Origin of the sequence: Flavobacterium sp. (assembly GCF_041392085.1) — a bacterium.
Lineage (GTDB): Bacteria > Bacteroidota > Bacteroidia > Flavobacteriales > Flavobacteriaceae > Flavobacterium.
The window spans coordinates 462016-479895 of sequence record NZ_JAWKMW010000004.1; the positions used below are offsets into that span (position 1 = coordinate 462016).

The following is a 17880-nucleotide window of genomic DNA, read 5'->3' on the forward strand; positions in this document are numbered from 1 at the left end:
CAAAAGAAATACAATTAATTCAATAAAAAAATGATTTTGTTATTTTTTTAATAAACCATTAACAAATACCTTACCATTTTCTAATATAAAATCTGCTTTTTTATTAATTTTCGGAAAATGACCTTCGTCATCTTTAAACAAAGCTTCCTGAGCATCGTATTCAATATGGCCGTGAAAACCTTCTAAATCGCCTATACTTGAAATATAAGCTTTAAACGTTAGCTGATTTTGGACAATTTCCTCCTTAAATTGTGCAGCAAAATTCGTTATTAAATTTGAATTATCATAATTAATTTTGATATTTCTATAAACAATATCGAAAAAACAAACATTATTTTGAGGAATTTTCAAATAATCATCGATTTTGTTATCAACTATATCGTTTTCGTAAAGTGTTTGCATACCGTGCAACAAACTAATAAAAATAAATTTTCTGGTCTCTTCTCTTGCATAATCATTCTGAAAATGACCTGCTTCAATTAAAATAGTTGGCACTCCCAATTGCTGAAAAGTATCGCCGACACAATTCCGATTAAATCCATCATCAAATCTCCCTATTTGATTAGGGATAAACTCGCTTAACTTTTCATTTAGAGAAGCAATTAAGTTGATTGCCTTCAAACGCACTTCGTTAATTTCCTTTTTATCATTATAAGAAGGTGCCAAAAAGGATACAGTTGCCGGGTTTTTTGTCTGACCTGCTCCAAAAATAGTCCGTTGATCGTGTAAGTTAAAACAAAAATCAGGTTGAATTTCATTAAAAACACGCATCAACAATTGACTCTCGGGTTGAGATAGTGCTATAAAATCACGATTCAAATCAATTTGATTCGCGTTTTCTCTTGTGTAAAATTCCGCTCCATCCGGATTGAGCATCGGAATAAAGTGTAATGTAAATTTACTTTTCCATTTTATGACTTCCTCAGCATCGGAATCTAAAAAATTAAAAAGGTCAAAAAGTGCTTTTGTGGTTGTGCTTTCATTTCCATGCATTTGAGACCAAAGCAAAATTTTAAAATCTCCAAATCCGGTTTGATAACTATAAATTGATTTTCCCAACACCGATTTACCGATTACTTTAATTTCATTTTTAGCAAAGTGCTTCCCTAAAATCGACTCAATATTTTTGAGTGTAATGTAACGCCCAAACAATTGAGTTTCTTTATTTCTATTAAAAACTTCGAGGTAGTTCATAGGAATGAAATTTAGCTAAACAAAGGTAAACATCTTTACAATAACATTTGTAAACTACAAAAAAATGAATAAAAATTTAATAATGTAAACATTTGTTTACTGATAAAATTAACAAATTTAAATTTATAACATAAACAACTATTTACCAATTATTTAAAAACAATTATATAAACTAAAAAATTACACAAATACTGCTTGTAAAAGTTAAATTACATTTGTAAATCATATTTATTATTTACAATTATTTACATTTGTAACATTGTTTTTATTTACATTTATCATTATGCATAGTACAACCGATTTTGTTCAAAAGTTAGAAAAAATCCTTTCTTATTATCAACTGAGTGCGTCAGCTTTTGCTGATAAAATTGGCGTGCAGCGATCAAGCCTATCTCACCTACTCTCGGGAAGAAATAAACCGAGTTTAGAATTTGTTATTAAAATCTCAGAATCTTTTCCTGAGGTAGATTTATATTGGTTCTTATTTAACAAGGGAACTTTTCCGAAATCAAATACTACGGATACTACCCAAAAAAAAGCGGATGATTCAATAAAAAAAACCGAGGAAAGTAGAAAAGCTGAAACTAATAGAATAGATAAAATAGGACTTCAAAACTCTGAAGATGTTGAAAAAATAGTTGTTTTCTATAAAAACGGAACTTTTAAAACGTATTTACCGAAATAAAGGAAGCCTCAACTCAAATAGAGTCAAGGCTAACCAAAACCAATAAAACAAACACAAAAACTAACTATCTTCTAAGTAGGAATACAGCTGCACAGCCCGGTTCTAATCTATTCATCACCGGAGCATAATCTCCGCTTGCCATAGGTACTGAAAAAGCAAGCACTCTTCCTCCTCCATTTGCTCTTTCAGCTACATATATCATTTTGTTTACATTATCATAGGCTACATCTACCGGATTTCCTAACAATGAATTGGGCCCATATATCCTAATTTGATTTGCTAATCCTATTGTACCGTTGTTTGCCGTAGAAGAGAAAACAGAAGAGAAATTTTTTATCACAATAACACCTCCATCAGCATCTGAAGTAGCTGCTGCGACATCGGTTAAAACCATAGTGTTTTCAATACTTGAATACGTAATTCCGTGTGTTCTTACTAAACCTTCAATTGTTACTCGTTTACTAGGCGAAAGTGGTCCGGAAGAATTACTTAAAAAGTTATTATACGCTACTAAATCACTTGTAAGATCAGCAATTGCATACAAAGTATTACCATCAAAATGAATTCCCCACAACTTAATATCTACATCAAACGTGCGTTGTAATGTAAAGCCGGACGCTGACTTCTCATAGACAAATAGTTTGTTTTGATTTCCGTTAGATGTTGCTTGATCTTGCGTAACAATTACTGTATTTCCTGATACTGCAATTTCTCTGGCATTATTAAAATCTGAAGTACTACTGTAAGATAAAGATAAATTAGAACTGTTATCCATCATTGCTTGTTTAACATTTCCATAAGCTTCTAACCGATTATTAGATCGTGAAGCTAAAATAATTTCATCGCTAGACGGATAATAATGAATGCCGTCTGCATCAGTAGAATTTACCGAATAACTTTGAGTAATTGGCGTAGCAGGAACTAAATCTGTTATAGAAACCATACCTGAAGTATTACTAGATGTAAATAGCTTTACCTCACTAACTGTTTGCTGGTTACCATCGTCATCACTACATGACATAAATAAGATTGAACTCAAGATAACCGCTGTAAATAAATTTTTGTTTTTCATGCTGTGTAATTTTAAGTGTTTATACAGGCATATACGAAAACAAATTACAATTGGTTTTTAAATAATTAATTTTTTTCTTTAAAAACTATTTTCAGGTATTTTACCGATTACGCCAACATAAAATTTTTGTAATAACAATAAATCTTCTTCTATTTTTCCGGTTGGATAAAAAGGTTTGCCGAGTTTAACTTGTTTTTTAGAATAATCAAAAGCAACGGGTATTATGGGCACATTGGCTTGGAGAGAAATATAATAAAACCCTGTTCTCCATTCGGTTACTTTCTTTCGGGTTCCTTCGGGTGCGATGGCTAATCTGAAAATTTCTCTTTTTTTAAAAACTTCTGCAATGGCTTCTACTTTGTTTAAACCTCCGGATCTGTCTAATGGCTCTCCTCCCATCCATTTGAAATAATAGCCAAAGGGAAATCGAAATAACTCTTTTTTACCTACAAAATTCATTTCCAATCCCATAATTCCTCTCGTGAAAAGTCCGATATAGAAATCATGCCAACTGGTGTGAGGCACAACAATCATCACACATTTTCTTACATTAGCTTCAATAGTTCCTGAAATTTCCCATCCCATCAATTTGAAAAAAATCAATTTATAAAACCACTGCTTCATAATCCAAAATATTTTAGTAAAAATACGATATATAACTTATTTTTGGAAAAAATAGGGCGATGTTCAAAAAGATAATCAGTTACTTTTATCCAATTCAGTTATACAAGACAACTTCAGAAATAAGCAAAACACTGGAAATTACTTTGGTAAACGGACAAATAGTGTTGGATAGTTTAAATACCAATTACTCTTATGGGAGTTTACAACGAATTCTCCGCAAAGGACTCCAGAGCATTGGTTTTGAAAACATTAAGTCGCTACAACATATTTTGGTTTTAGGTGTTGCAGGAGGCAGTGTTATCAAAACACTAGTCGATGAAATTGGATACACCGGTAAAATAACCGGAATTGAATTAGATGAAAAAGTGATCGATTTAGCCAATAAGCATTTTCAACTCAATAAAATTAAAAACCTGAACATCATTCATCACGAAGCCTTTGAATTTGTTTTAAAAACAAAATTAAAATATGATTTAATCATTGTCGATATTTTTCAAGATACCGCTATGCCCGGTTTTTTATTCGAAAATTTTTTTCAGCATCGGTTGACTGAAATAGTAACCGCAAATGGCTACATTCTTTTTAACACAATGATTTTGAATGATCATGATAATGCTCGAAACAAAGCATACATCTCCTTTTTTAAACCTGAAAAATATAATGTATGGACACTTCCCAGAGTTGAAGAGCACAACGAATTAATATTAATAAACAGAAAAAAATAATCTTGGTATGTTAATTGTACCATAATAAAGTGTTTGCTAAATAAATTAGTATTTTTGACTCTAGAAAACAGTACCATGAAGAAATTATTTTTTTTTCTATGCATCGCTTTACCTCTACTTCTTCTGTTGGGTTTTGAGATGGATAACAAAGACAAAAACACCCTTAAAGCAGGTAAAAAAATGCAGGAAATGGTGGTTGACATTTCAAAATATGCACGGAAATTTAATCCTGATTTTATTATCATTCCTCAAAACGGGTCTGAATTGGCTTTTCAAAATGTTAACCCTGAAAAGCCTCTGTGTAATGACTACATCAATGCCATCGACGGTATAGCCATTGAAGAATTGTTTTATGACGAAAACGGGAAAGCTGACGATTATCGCATTAATAACTTAAAAAAAATACCAAAAGACAAAAAAGTAATTGTTTCTGAATTTGTAAAAGAGAAAAATGACGAAGATAGAATTGTTAAACTGAATCGAGAAGCTACATTTGTTCCTTTTATCAGAACCGCAGACAATTATCATTATCACATTATTCCCGAAAAAATTTTGAATGAAAATTCGAATAATATAACCAAACTACCAGACGTTCAAAATTTTTTATACCTCATCAATGCCGATGATTTTGATACGAAAAAAGATTTGATTGATAGAGTTGCGGAGACAAATTTTGACCTTATTTTAATTGATTTATACTACTTAAGTTTTCCCTACACCAAAACTGATTTAGAAAAACTAAAAGTTAAGAAAAACGGAGGAAAACGATTGGTGATTTGTTACCTTAACATTGGTGCGGCCGAAAACTGGCGAAGCTATTGGCAACCTGATTGGAAAAAAGGCAATCCTAAATGGCTCAAAAAGAATTACAAAGGTTACGACAATGAGATATACGTAGAGTTCTGGGAACCTACTTGGCAAAAAATAATATTTGGCAATGACAATTCCTATACAAAAAAAATAATAGATGCCGGATTTGACGGAGTGTTTTTAGATAATGTTGAAGCCTATTATGCTTTGTACAACTAAAGCAGAAGTTTAGCTTTTTCTAAATCTTCGGGTGTATCAATTCCTATACCAACATGATTGGTTTCTACCATTTTGATTTTTTTGCCGTATTCTAAATAGCGGAGTTGCTCCAACTTTTCAGAAGCTTCTAACGATTTCATTGGTAAATGATAAAAATCTAACAACGCTTGTTTACGAAAAGCATAAATCCCGATGTGTTGAAAATAACGAACACCTACATTCTGCTCTCTAGGATACGGTATTACCGAACGAGAGAAATATAACGCCATTCCGCTTTGATCAACAATTACTTTAACATTGTTAGGGTTTTCAATTGCCTCCCAATCAGTAATTTCTCTCATTAGCGAGGCTAAATCAATTTTTTGATCTTTATCCTGTTTAAAGACTTCAATTACCTTTTCAAGTGGTTCTTTATTGATAAAAGGTTCGTCTCCCTGTACATTAACCACCACATCTACATCTAAATTTTCTACCGCCTCTGCTATTCGGTCACTTCCACTTTCATGTTCTTTTATACTCATAATGGCTTTTCCTCCTTGTGAAATAATTTCGTTGAAAATTAAATCTGAGTCTGTCACTACAAAAACATCATCAAATAACTGAGTATTCACTGCGGCTTGATACGTTCGGGTAATAACTTTTTTCCCACCTAAATCCTGCATTAATTTGGCTGGAAATCGTGTAGAAGCATAACGAGCTGGTATAACGGCGATGATTTTCATAGTTAAAGTGGCTGAGAAGCTGAGTTTCTAAGTTATTTTATAATTTTTCTAAATAATTTAATTCCCACAAAGAAAATAAAAAGTACCAGAACAAAAGCGATTACCGGAATAAAAATAGAGGCAAACGACATGACTGTGGCAGTTCCGGTTTCTACAGTAGAAACAATAGGGTTTCCTAATCCACCTGTTGTGGCTGTTGAAGTTAAACGTGTAGCTGCGGTAGCTGAATTAATTGCCGCAGCCGTTCCACCGCCAGCAATAATAGCCAGTCCCCATGTGAAAAGCGGACTTAAATCTATCAAAGTGGAAGCCATCACAGCCGTACCGGCAATGGTTGCTAACGGAATTGCGATTGAATCTAAAATGGAATCCACAAATGGAATGTAATAGGCTAAAACTTCAAAAACCATAGCCATTCCCAGTGCAATTATAGCCGGGGTTTCACTCAACCAACTCCAAGATTCGTTCACGGGTATCCAATTGAAATAAGAGGCCAGACTCAATATAAAAAGTGGCACAAAAACTCTAAATCCGGCAGATGCGGCAAGCCCTATACCGAGACAGATGCTGATAATAGTTTCAATGGATATCATCTTTCAAATTTATTTAAAATTTTCGTCTTTATAGCCAATCAAATACAATTTTTCTTTAGCTCGTGTAACGGCTGTATACAACCATCGAATATAATCTCTGTCTATACCGTCGGGTAAAAATGGTTGTTCAACAAAAACCGTATTCCACTGACCGCCTTGTGATTTATGACAAGTAATGGCATACGAAAACTTAACCTGTAAAGCATTGAAGTATTCATTTTCTTTTACCTTTTGTATTTGTTTGTACTTGGACCGTTCATTCTCATAATCTTTTAAAACTTCATGATATAAGCGGTTAGATTCTTCATAGGTTAAAGAGGGTGATACGCTCGTCACCGTATCTAGCAACAAAATAGTTTCAAAAGACCTTTGGTTTGGGTAGTCCACCATTCTAATCTTCACTTTGGCAAATTTGAATCCATAAAGGTCTAGGATTTTATGTATTTCAAGAATTTCAATTACATCACCGTTAGCAATAAACCCAGCTTCGTCTGTATCTTTTAACCAGAAGTAATTGTTTTTAACCACCATCATAAAATCGCCCACTGATAAATCGCTTTCGCGGAAAAGAATCGCCTTTCTAATTTGTTGATTGTATTGATTAGCTCTTTTATTGGTTCGAACTATAAATGCTGTTTCCTCCATACCATCCTTACTATAAGCAGTATTAATGGCATCCTGAATATCATATCCATCGGTTAAACGCACTATATCTTTGAATCCGTTCAAAGTAAACTGAAACGAATCGATAAAGTGTTCCTTTAAAATTTCTCTGAGTAGCGTAGCATTATATAAAATTCCTGAGTTTTCTTCCTGACGCATAACTTCGTCCAATTCAATTTGAAATAGTTCTTTATGATAACTTCGTTGTAAAGTTTCAATATCCAAAGCCGGACTCACTTCTAAGTGCACCGGTGGTAACTGAGCTGTATCTCCCAACAACAGCATTTTACAATTTTCACCCGAATACACATAGTGTATTAAATCATCTAAAAGTGAATTGGTATCCATTGATTTTGAATCCGTATTTACATCGGAAATCATAGAACTTTCATCTACAATAAAAATGGTGTTTTTGTGTTTATTATTTTGTCTGGTAAATGAAATACCACCCGAAGCATTTTTTTTTGAATAATATATTTTTTTATGAATAGTATAAGCCGGTTTTCCCGAATAATTAGCTATTACTTTGGCTGCTCGTCCGGTGGGAGCTAATAATACATACTTTTTATTTACAGAGATTAAATTTTCTACCAAAGTAGAAATCAGTGTCGTTTTACCTGTTCCGGCATACCCTTTTAAAACAAAGAGTTCATTTGAATCTGAATTGGTTACAAAATGAGCTACCTTTTCAAAAAAAATTGTTTGTTTTAATGTAGGGTTGTAAGGGAATGATTTTTGTAAAATACTGTAAAACAGAGACGAATTCATTTATGAAAAGTTAGGAAAATATTAAAATTCAAATATACTGATGAATTTTGTGAGAAATGCTTTTGAGAAAAAAAAAAAATTGTAGATTTGCCTTAAACAGAAATTAAAAAAAATCAAGATGATTAAATTAGTTATAATTGTTATTGTACTTGCATTCGCCATTTTTGGAATTGTAAAATTACTTGATAAAAACACCAATTCTAAGCTAAAGTCGATTATATCTATCGTTTTATGGTTGATTACTTTCGTATTTGGTTATTTAATTTACGAATCAATTCAAGATCCGATTCGTTTTGATAAATTAAAAGAAAAGCGTTTTCAAGTTGCGGTGAATAAAATGCTGGATATTAAAGCTGTACAACAAGCCTACAAGTCTATTAACGGAAAATACACTGATAACTTAGATACATTAATCTCTTTTATTGAAAATGAAAAATTTACCATTATAGAAAGAAGAGATACTTCCATTATTGATGTTGAAAAAAATGCAGCTTATCGATTAACGGTTGGACCGGATGGAACCGGTGGATATTTTAAAGATATAGTTGTGACCAAAGAATTAGGTAAAGTAAGTATCAAAGATTCATTATTCAAAGATTCTGATCGCTACAAAAGATTGAATGTTGTAAAAATAGGTGATATTGAAGCTGAAATTGAACTAAAATCAGGATATATATCTAAAAATGATTTAAAAGTACCTGTTTTTGAAGCTAAACTGGAAAAAGCGAAATTACTAACTGACCAAGACCCTTCTTTAGTGGAGAAAGAAAAGAAAGTTGTTTCTGTTGATGGAATTAATGGTGAATACATTTTATTAGGTTCCATGGAAGAAGTTAGTTTGTCAGGAAACTGGCCAAAAAAATATGGAAATAACGAATAATTCAGTCATACAAAAAAATTATAAAAAGTTGTCCATTCAGGTATCTCTGGATGGGCTTTCTTTTTGTTGCAAAGATACTATCACTGGCCAAATCACCTCTTTTGAATCAGTTGATTTTAAAAAATTTCCTAAAAATTTTACTGTAGAAAATTGTCTATGGAAAACTATTTTGGATAATTCTGATTTAACAAAATTATATGATCAAATTACGGTTTTACATGAAAATAACTTAAGTACTTTTGTACCAAAACCCTTGTATGACGAAGATTATAAAGGAAGTTATTTACAATACAACACCAAAGTGTTTGATACAGATTACTTTGCTGTAGATGAAATAGAAAAGTATGAAATGATGAACGTGTATGTACCTTATGTAAACATAAACAATTATTTAATTGATCAATTTGGTACTTTTGACTACCAACATTATACTGGTGTTTTAGTTTCTAAACTATTGGATTTGTCTAAAAATGATGTTTCGCAAAATATGTACGTGCATATTTGCCAATCACATTTTGAAATCGTAATCATACAAAACCAGAAACTTATGCTCTTTAATTCGTTTGATTATCAAACGCCCGAAGATTTTCTCTATTATCTCTTATTTACGGCTGAACAGTTACATTTAAACCCGGAATCTTTCAAACTATATATTTTAGGCGATTGTTCTGAACAAAATCCATTGTATCAAAAGGCCTATCAATATGTTAGAAATACATCTTTATTGGATGTAACTGATTTGCAAAAATCAAACTCTTTTTCTGCACAAGAAAATAGAACTCATTTTATACTATTCAACACTTGAGAATTATATCCGGAAAATACAAAGGAAGAAGAATAAACCCTCCCAAAAATCTTCCTGTTCGCCCAACGACCGATATGAGTAAAGAGGCATTGTTCAATATTTTGAATAATCATTTTAACTTTGTTGAACTTTCTGTTTTGGATTTATTTGCAGGCACCGGAAACATAAGTTTTGAATTTGCTTCCAGAGGTAGTGAACCCATTGTTTCGGTTGATGCTGATTTTGGCTGTATTTCTTTCATCAAAAAAACAGCTAATGAATTTGAATTTAATATCAATGCTATCAAAAGTGATGTTTTTAAATTTCTAGAAAAAACTAAAGGCGACTTTGATATTATTTTTGCCGACCCACCTTACGGGATAGAACAAAAAGACTTTGAAAAAATTGTTCAATTGGTTTTTGAAAATGAGTTAATGAATGAAGAAGGCATGATGATTGTAGAGCATTCTAAACACACTAAATTAGAACATTTAGCTCATTTTTCGTTTCAAAAAAATTATGGCGGCTCTACTTTTTCATTTTTTGAATGGAAAATTGAATCTGAAAATGATGAAGATGACGATTATGAAGAATAAATTGGCCTATTTTGGTTTATTTTGTTTGCTTTTTGTTTTTAACTCCTGCTATTTTCCGCATTATAATTCAATCGCAGAATCAAGTATATATGATGTTAATTTCTCAAAAGGAAAATGGTTTTTAAACCATGTAACCGTAAACGGAAAAGCGTGGGAAGACTTTTCTACTCTTACTGAAGAAAATCTTTCAAATTGTTTAAACGATTCGCTTTATCTTAGTTATGGAAAACGGAAAGTTGCCTACGTTGTTCCCATTCTAACAGAAAAAAATCACAAAGAACAGTTAAGTATTTTAAAAGCGACAAACAGTGTAGATTTTGTTATTCAAGTTGTTGGAAATGCTATTGCCGATGATATTTCCGTAATTAACATCAAAACAACGAATAATAAGGAACAATCTTCTGTCTCAATTGCTATTCAGGTTTTTGATGTTAATAAAGGAAGCCTAATTTATTCGCATAAAACAAAAGGAAGTATAGAAATAGAAAACAACAGTCATGATGTTGTTTTTGGAAAATCGGTTCAAACCATTTTGAAAAAATGTTTACAAAAAGAATTGAAAGCATTAAAGAAAAATGGCGGTTGTAAATAGCAAAACATAAATCGTCTGTTCTAACCGCCACTGTAACCAATTATCTAACCTAAATTATATTGAAAATCTTTAATTCACTACTAATTTAATTGTCTTTTGTCTCTCACTACTATTCAATTTAAGAATATAAAACCCTTGATCAACATCAAATGAAAAATCTGAGGATGTAGTTTTTAACGATTTTACTAATTGACCTGTAATTGTGTAAACGGAAACTTCTACTTGCGAATCAATATTTTTAAGGTAAACCCGACTGTCTTTAACGTAATAATTTATATTTGACAACTTTGTATCTTGTACATTCAACAACCATTCAGACATAGGTATTGTTGTGTTAACTGTTACTCCATCAACTTCAATTTTATAAATTCCAAAACCATTTGTTTCGGTATAAATAAATATTCTTCTTGCCCCATTTGTATTATTTGCTTCTAAGATAAATGCTCCAGGATTACTTGCGTTTGAAGCACTTGCAAGTACGTTTTCTCCGTCACTTATCAACAATGTACGACTGGATGTATTTTGCTCTCTAGCCCAAACTTTAATATTACAATTATCTGAAACATCAAAAAAGAAAAATCGCATTGTCGGTAATGCTCCTTCAGCAACAGAACCTCCATTCATATTGGCTCTTCTTCCAGATTGAAATCCATCAGGAAAAGTAGACGATCCGGTAGACTGCTTTGAAAAATTATCTGATGTAATATGGGCAAACCTACCCAAATCATCAACAATATCTTCCGTTCCTCCCGGTACACCGGGAAAATCATCCGGTAAAATAGTCATATTTGTCAAGAAATTCCAGACTTTTGATTGGGCATTCGAAGTCATCACAGACAAAAGCACCAATAAACTAAAAAGCATTTTTTTATTCATACTATAAATATTTAAATTGTAATCGATTACGTAAATTTAATAAATTAATTTTATTAACCCTTATTTTTTGCACAATATTTTATTATTTTGATAAAAATTTACGATTTATACAACAAAACAAAAATTATCTTTTTAAACTAAAATGTGAATTAAACTTTTTTTGATTTCCTTCTTGATCTCTATATTGTAAAACAAACCAATAATCAGAAGCAGGTAAAGGAAATCCTAAAAAAGTACCATCCCAACCCTCTCCTAAAGAAGGTCTTAAATTTTTTATCAACTTACCATAGCGATCAAAAATATATAATCTCGAATCCGATTGATTTTCTAAACCATTAATATTCCAAGTATCATTAATATTGTCTCCATTAGGTGTGAAAAAGAGAGGGTATTGCAAAGAATTTACCTTCAGAATCAAATCGTCACAGCCATTAAGATCTCTAATAATTATAATATTTTCACCTGAAGGAATAGATGTAAAAACGGGGCTGTCTTGCTGATGTCCATCATTCAGTATGTATACATAATCTCCACTGCCGCCTATAAGAGTAATCGTAACAGTTTGATTTTGCTGAAAATCTCCAGAAACAACTGAAGTAGCTATCGCTGTAGAGGATACTTCTACTGTAGCAGTTGAAGAACCTACACAACCTGTAGCAAGATTCATCGCCGTAACGGTATACACCCCTTCTTGAGAAGCCAAATGAAATGAGTCAGTTGTGGAAAGTGGTTGTCCGTTTAAATTCCAAGCAAAACTATGAGTTGCGCTATTTAAACCACTATCTAAAACAACCGGAGCCAAAACAACATTGGTTTGAGGATCTACACAAATAAACTGATTGTTTATTTGTGGATTTGGCAACGCTATAACAGTAATGTTTTTCGTTAAAACAAATGTACATGAATTTTGTATGCTATACTCTATAATAGCTGTACCTGTTTGAATTCCGGTTACAACTCCATTTTGATCTATCGATAAAACCGACTCATCTTGTGATGACCAAACTCCTCCTGTTATACCTGAAGACATAACAGATGTAGCTCCTTGACATAATGTGCTTTCACCTAAAATAGTTCCATTAATCACTTGTATTGCAACATTTAAAACAACATTAGAGGCACATTGACCCGAATTGGGAGTAAAAACATAGCTTCCGCTTGATGTTGTATTAATAACACTTGGACTCCAACTTCCCGAAATACCGTTGGGGGACGAAGTATTTAGTGACGGCGGTGTGTCTCCACTGCACAAACTCAAAGTCGTAGGAAAATCAGGAGTAACGGAACTACTTACTGAAACTGTTAAAGTTGTTGTTGTGGCACATTGACCCGAATTGGGAGTAAAAACATAGCTCCCACTTGATGTTGTATTAATAACACTTGGACTCCAACTTCCTAAAATACCGTTGGGAGAGGTAGTATTTAGTGACGGCGGTGTGTCTCCACTGCACAAACTTAGAGTCGTAGGAAAATCAGGTATAACGGAACTACTTACTGAAACTGTTAAAGTTGTTGTTGAGGCACATTGACCCGAATTGGGAGTAAAAACATAGCTCCCACTTGATGTTGCATTAATAACACTTGGATTCCAACTTCCCGAAATACCGTTGGGTGATGTAGTATTTAGTGATGGTGGTGTGTCTCCACTGCACAAACTTAGAGTCGTAGGAAAATCAGGTGTAACGGAACTACTTACTGAAACTGTTAAAGTTGTTGTTGTGGCACATTGACCCGAATTGGGAGTAAAAACATAACTTCCGCTTGATGTTGTATTAATAACACTTGGACTCCAACTTCCTAAAATACCGTTGGGGGACGAAGTATTTAGTGACGGCGGTGTATCTCCACTACACAAACTCAAAGTCGTTGGGAAATCAGGTGTAACAGAAGTGTTTACATCAATAGTCATTGTTGCTGATAATGCACATTGATTAAGGGCAGGAGTAAATGTATATGTTGTAGTTGCCGTGTTACTGATTGGTGGTGTCCAGCTTCCGCTTATCCCATTTATAGAAGTTAAAGGTAGTGGTGATAAAGAATCCCCTGAACAAATTGGTGATACTTGATTAAACACAGGAGGCGTTCCAGAAACTGTGATTGTTATTAATTCCCTGCATGTTTGTCCATTCACCGTGATGTCAACCCAATATTCTGTTGTTTCAGATGGATTAACTGTAATTGTTGGAGCGGTATCTCCTGTTGACCATAAATAAGATGTTACATATTGAAAATTATGAAGTGTAGTCGCCAAAACAAAAACTCGTTGTACCGAATTATTACCAAAATCATTTATAACAATACGATCTACAGCTGTTGGTGCCGGCAAAGGTATATTGATTCTGTCTAATCTACGATTCAAATTTGCACTAGTCCAATAGTTAACCGTATTAACATTATTTATTGTACTTGTATAGGAAGCACTATTATTAAAATCACGTATATCGTCATCACCAACTAAATCTTTAACATAAACCAATTGATTGTTATTATAAAATTCAACATTCAATAAAGCAGGTGTTCCTGAAACACCCCAATAAGTATTAGCAAACAAACTAAAGTCTGTAATAATTCTACAACTTGTTGGAAGAACCAATGATCTTGGATTTGATCCGGTAGCAAAACGGGCACTCCATGCATTAAGTGTTGTTGACCACGGTTCTATAAAAAAAGGAACGCCATTAAAAACGATATTACCGGCTTGAGCCTGGGTTAAAAGTGCGTTACCATTGAAAACCGAACTAGATTGATTTGAATTATAACTGGAAGAAAAATCCAAAACAGTAAACGGATCTGTTGAAATGTTGTTTACGGGAACAGATAATTGCACTGATTCATTAGGACAAATTACGGTTTGACTTGCTGTGATTGTAGACTGAATCAAAACAACTGTTACAGCAAGTCTTTCGCTACTCTCAAGTCCGGCAATAGTTTGGGATGCAAAATAAACTTGACAATCCATAAGTACAGTAGTCGATGGTAAAGCCACACCGCCAACAGCTGAATCATACCATAAAATTTGAGATCCGGTAGCATCTAAATCAGCCACTGTTGGAGAACTACTATAACAAATAACTTGAAAACTTTCACCGGTTGGTGCAGGCGTAATCAATAAATTATAGGTGGATTTTAATTCATCTACTTCATTTAAAGTGTTACTTGCTTGAATAAAGAATGGTAATAAAAATAAATAGGTTGTTGTTTTTATGAATAACTTAACCGGGTATTTCATAATTCTAAAACATTGCATTCGTAATAAGACTGTTTAATAAATAAATAAATAATCGGTTTATTTATATTCTATTGGGATAGTACATCTTAAACCATTAATGTAATCGATTACGTACAATTAGCAAAATAATTTAAATAGCAATATTTTTTTATGATATTAATTTTTTTAATGATAAAAAAAATTAATTATTTAATACTTTTTAAAAAAAGAACTGTTTTTAAAAACCTTCATTTTAAAAAAAATAAAGTTAATACAGAGGGCAAGTGAACGCCACTTCAAAAATTTAAAAAAATAAAAAAGGAATAAATAGAAGTAAAAAAGCAGACCTGTAAGCCGGATTCTGTTAATACTGAATTACATTCAATATCTCCTTATCATTTATCTGGTTCAACAGTTACCCATTGAATCGAGCTGCCTACCCTTCAACATCGAACGAGTAGCCCTTATCCGTCAAAGCAGAACGTTGATATACATGGCATTTCACCGCATAGAGTTTACCTGATTTCACTACAGCCGAACTGTACATCCTTTCTGTTGCACTAGTCCTTCTCGTTATAAAAACGAGCGACGGGTGTTACCCGTTATGCTACTCTGTGGTGTCCGGACTTTCCTCTTTATTCTGAACTTGATTCAGAATCTATAAATAGACGTTGAAACAAGTTCAACATAAAGCGATAAGGCGGTCTGCGTTGCAAATGTAACTTAATTCATTATTATTGGGCAAAATCTTGTGGATTAATTTTTCCAGATGAAATGAGATAAAGCACATAAATTACAGCTACAACCATAGAAAAAATAAAATAGAACAATGAAATAATCGGAATGAAAAGCAATGTTTTGTAGACCATTTTTTTAACCGTCAAGTTGAATATTCGTTGTAGAGCAAAAAAATGGTAACCAATCATCAGAACAAACGTAAATAAGGCATAGTGCAAGTATTCAATTTTCAACAGCAATACAAGCGGTAAAAACAAAACGTTTAAAATAGAAGTCTGCGAATAGGTATAAAAATAAATCAAATTGTGCTCGGCAAAATTAACTTGCTTAAAATTATAAAAAACAATTTTTGAAATAAAGGCCAACATTGGAATAGCCATAAAAATAATAACACTATTAAAATCATAAATAGAATTCATGTATTCTTTCATATCAATTGGTGTTTTTTGATTTCCGCCCATTCCGGCATAATCAATATCACCAAAATAACCATTCTTTGTCAGATATACATTTAGCCCGCTCAATGTAACGGCAATAATTAGATAAGTTATCGGATTAACATAGCGAACACGCAAACCATTCAAATATCCATTAACCACCCATTCCGGATGTGTAAACAAGGTTTTAAATGTGGACAAAAACTTATTGTCAAAACTCAAATAACGTTCAGAAAATTCACGAACAACTTTACCAACCGTTAATTTTTCAGCAACAACTTGTGCACCACAGAGCGAACAAAATTTATCATCTTGTTGTAATGGTTTTTCACAGTTTTTACAATTCATATCTTTTTTTTAACGAATTTAAAAAAAAATAACTTTGTACATTTGAAAAAATGTTTGAAAATGAACATCAGATTAATCGCTATTGGCAAAACAGATAATAAAAATCTTCAACTTTTAATAGAAGAATACCTAAAGCGATTGTCATTTTATATCAAATTTGATATGGAAATTATTCCGGATATCAAAAACGCCAAAAACCTTTCCGAAACACAACAAAAAGAAAGAGAAGGCGAATTAATTATGAGCAAACTTGCTACCACTGATTTTTTAGTTCTACTGGATGAAAACGGAAAAACGTTTAACAGTGTTGAATTTGCTAATGAATTGCAAAAGAAAATGAATGCCGGAACAAAAACATTGGTTTTTGTTATTGGTGGGCCATATGGCTTTTCGGAAACAATTTATCAAAAAGCACAGCAAAAGATATCGCTATCAAAGATGACTTTTTCACATCAAATGGTGCGATTATTTTTTATAGAGCAGGTTTATCGTGGATTGACGATTTTGAGGAATGAACCTTATCATCATCAATAAAACACGTAGCCAGGAGGTTGTAGCTCAACCTTATGAACCCCTTCCGTCGTTAGGATGACAACTTTGCGTCCAAAAACCTGAAACTTGAAACTTTCTACATTCCACAATCGCAATCCGGCAAATTCTTTTTATCATAAATAAAATGAATTGGAGAAATAGTAACCATGTCATTTTCCAATGCTTTTAATTCAATTACTTTCGATAAATACTGGTTAAACGTTATTCGTTCATCAAAATTAAGGTAAATCAACACTCTTTTTCCGTCACCGGCAAAGGTTGTATAGTCTTTCAAAAAAGAAAACAATTCGCCAATTTCTACTTCGTTGCCATCGACCGAAACCTTATTTTTTGGTTTAAAATTGACTGAAAAAGTCTGAAAATGAAGATGATAATCCGGATTTTCTTTCACATAAATGGTTGAATAATAACTGTTATAGGTGTATTTCACTTCTTTAAAAGGCATAAAAGCTAATGTTTTCTTAACACTATCGGTATAAGAATAAAAATTTCCGGCTGCTTCATTTTTGTGAAATTGAGCCTTCTCCCTTCTCTCTTGCAATTGAATAATTTCGGGTATAGCGATCTTTAATGGGAGTCGCTTATCTACATTAAAAATCCAATTAGTTGTGCCAATTGTGTTTTTGCGATTCACTTCAGCTAGGGTATCTTTTCCCTTTGTTTCTAAAAAAATATATACAGGAGAATGATCTACAAGAGTAGAATCAATGGTTCGATTTGCTTTCACCAATTCCATTTCTTTTTGACAGGAAATCAGAAAGCATACAGAAAAAAGAAAAATCAATTGTTTCATT

General features: G+C 32.6%; 18 protein-coding genes and 1 other RNA gene. 8 read left to right on the plus strand and 11 right to left on the minus strand.

Annotation, left to right across the window (positions count from 1 at the left end):
• Positions 1-39 precede the first annotated feature (39 nt).
• Positions 40-1194, minus strand: a complete 1155-nt coding sequence (locus R2782_RS02160; RefSeq protein ID WP_371266418.1) for a M14 metallopeptidase family protein — start codon at positions 1192-1194, stop codon at positions 40-42.
• A 283-nt stretch (positions 1195-1477) separates the two neighbouring features.
• Between R2782_RS02160 and R2782_RS02165 the strand changes: the two genes are divergently transcribed.
• Positions 1478-1879, plus strand: coding sequence for a helix-turn-helix domain-containing protein (locus tag R2782_RS02165; protein ID WP_371266419.1), 402 nt, complete (start codon positions 1478-1480; stop codon positions 1877-1879).
• Between the two features lie 64 nt (positions 1880-1943).
• Here R2782_RS02165 and R2782_RS02170 read toward each other — a convergent pair whose 3' ends face one another.
• The gene (locus R2782_RS02170) at positions 1944-2951 is read right to left on the minus strand and encodes a hypothetical protein (protein ID WP_371266420.1); all 1008 of its coding nucleotides are present in this window, start codon (positions 2949-2951) and stop codon (positions 1944-1946) included.
• A gap of 78 nt (positions 2952-3029) precedes the next feature.
• The gene (locus tag R2782_RS02175) at positions 3030-3575 is read right to left on the minus strand and encodes a 1-acyl-sn-glycerol-3-phosphate acyltransferase (RefSeq protein WP_371266421.1); all 546 of its coding nucleotides are present in this window, start codon (positions 3573-3575) and stop codon (positions 3030-3032) included.
• A 59-nt stretch (positions 3576-3634) separates the two neighbouring features.
• On the opposite strand from R2782_RS02175, the gene R2782_RS02180 reads away from it, so the two are divergent.
• Together R2782_RS02180 and R2782_RS02185 are read left to right on the plus strand one after the other, a co-directional pair.
• Positions 3635-4300: a spermidine synthase gene (locus R2782_RS02180; protein ID WP_371266422.1), complete on the plus strand. Its 666-nt coding sequence runs from the start codon at positions 3635-3637 to the stop codon at positions 4298-4300.
• 75 nt (positions 4301-4375) lie between these two features.
• Positions 4376-5329: an endo alpha-1,4 polygalactosaminidase gene (locus tag R2782_RS02185; RefSeq protein ID WP_371266423.1), complete on the plus strand. Its 954-nt coding sequence runs from the start codon at positions 4376-4378 to the stop codon at positions 5327-5329.
• On the opposite strand, the gene kdsB is transcribed toward R2782_RS02185, so the two are convergent.
• From kdsB to R2782_RS02200, 3 genes are read right to left on the minus strand one after another with little or no spacing between them, the layout of a single operon-like run.
• Positions 5326-6051 carry a 3-deoxy-manno-octulosonate cytidylyltransferase gene (gene kdsB / locus R2782_RS02190; protein ID WP_371266424.1) on the minus strand — a complete coding sequence of 242 codons (726 nt, stop codon included), beginning with the start codon at positions 6049-6051 and terminating at the stop codon, positions 5326-5328. The two genes, R2782_RS02185 and kdsB, sit on opposite strands and share 4 nt — an antisense overlap.
• Positions 6052-6083: 32 nt before the next feature.
• On the minus strand, positions 6084-6641 hold the full coding sequence (locus R2782_RS02195; RefSeq protein ID WP_371266590.1) for a DUF4126 domain-containing protein: 558 nt from the start codon (positions 6639-6641) through the stop codon (positions 6084-6086).
• Positions 6642-6653: 12 nt separating this feature from the next.
• Positions 6654-8075: an ATP-dependent RecD-like DNA helicase gene (locus R2782_RS02200; RefSeq protein ID WP_371266425.1), complete on the minus strand. Its 1422-nt coding sequence runs from the start codon at positions 8073-8075 to the stop codon at positions 6654-6656.
• A 118-nt stretch (positions 8076-8193) separates the two neighbouring features.
• Between R2782_RS02200 and R2782_RS02205 the strand changes: the two genes are divergently transcribed.
• Genes R2782_RS02205 through R2782_RS02220 form a run of 4 tightly spaced genes read left to right on the plus strand, consistent with a single transcriptional unit; the run spans position 8194 to position 10927 of the window.
• The gene (locus R2782_RS02205; protein WP_371266426.1) at positions 8194-8955 is read left to right on the plus strand and encodes a hypothetical protein; all 762 of its coding nucleotides are present in this window, start codon (positions 8194-8196) and stop codon (positions 8953-8955) included.
• On the plus strand, positions 8939-9760 hold the full coding sequence (locus R2782_RS02210) for a DUF3822 family protein (protein ID WP_371266427.1): 822 nt from the start codon (positions 8939-8941) through the stop codon (positions 9758-9760). Before R2782_RS02205 ends, R2782_RS02210 begins: the two co-directional genes overlap by 17 nt.
• A complete protein-coding gene (gene rsmD, locus R2782_RS02215) occupies positions 9757-10335 on the plus strand; it encodes a 16S rRNA (guanine(966)-N(2))-methyltransferase RsmD (RefSeq protein WP_371266428.1) in 579 nt (192 codons plus the stop codon). Before R2782_RS02210 ends, rsmD begins: the two co-directional genes overlap by 4 nt.
• Positions 10325-10927, plus strand: a complete 603-nt coding sequence (locus R2782_RS02220) for a hypothetical protein (protein ID WP_371266429.1) — start codon at positions 10325-10327, stop codon at positions 10925-10927. The genes rsmD and R2782_RS02220 overlap by 11 nt, the downstream gene beginning before the upstream one ends.
• Before the next feature lie 69 nt (positions 10928-10996).
• Here R2782_RS02220 and R2782_RS02225 read toward each other — a convergent pair whose 3' ends face one another.
• From R2782_RS02225 to R2782_RS02240, 4 genes are all read right to left on the minus strand, one after another.
• On the minus strand, positions 10997-11803 hold the full coding sequence (locus tag R2782_RS02225) for a T9SS type A sorting domain-containing protein (RefSeq protein ID WP_371266430.1): 807 nt from the start codon (positions 11801-11803) through the stop codon (positions 10997-10999).
• 124 nt (positions 11804-11927) lie between these two features.
• Positions 11928-15032 (minus strand): T9SS type B sorting domain-containing protein, encoded by a 3105-nt coding sequence (locus R2782_RS02230; RefSeq protein WP_371266431.1) that lies wholly within the window; start codon positions 15030-15032, stop codon positions 11928-11930.
• A gap of 313 nt (positions 15033-15345) precedes the next feature.
• Positions 15346-15723, minus strand: an RNA gene (gene rnpB / locus R2782_RS02235) — RNase P RNA component class A.
• Positions 15724-15745: 22 nt separating this feature from the next.
• A complete protein-coding gene (locus R2782_RS02240) occupies positions 15746-16534 on the minus strand; it encodes a DUF3667 domain-containing protein (RefSeq protein WP_371266432.1) in 789 nt (262 codons plus the stop codon).
• 60 nt (positions 16535-16594) lie between these two features.
• Between R2782_RS02240 and rlmH the strand changes: the two genes are divergently transcribed.
• The gene (gene rlmH, locus R2782_RS02245; RefSeq protein ID WP_371266433.1) at positions 16595-17068 is read left to right on the plus strand and encodes a 23S rRNA (pseudouridine(1915)-N(3))-methyltransferase RlmH; all 474 of its coding nucleotides are present in this window, start codon (positions 16595-16597) and stop codon (positions 17066-17068) included.
• 94 nt (positions 17069-17162) lie between these two features.
• Here rlmH and R2782_RS02250 read toward each other — a convergent pair whose 3' ends face one another.
• Positions 17163-17879, minus strand: coding sequence for a hypothetical protein (locus R2782_RS02250; RefSeq protein WP_371266434.1), 717 nt, complete (start codon positions 17877-17879; stop codon positions 17163-17165).
• Between the last annotated feature and the right edge of the window lies 1 nt (position 17880).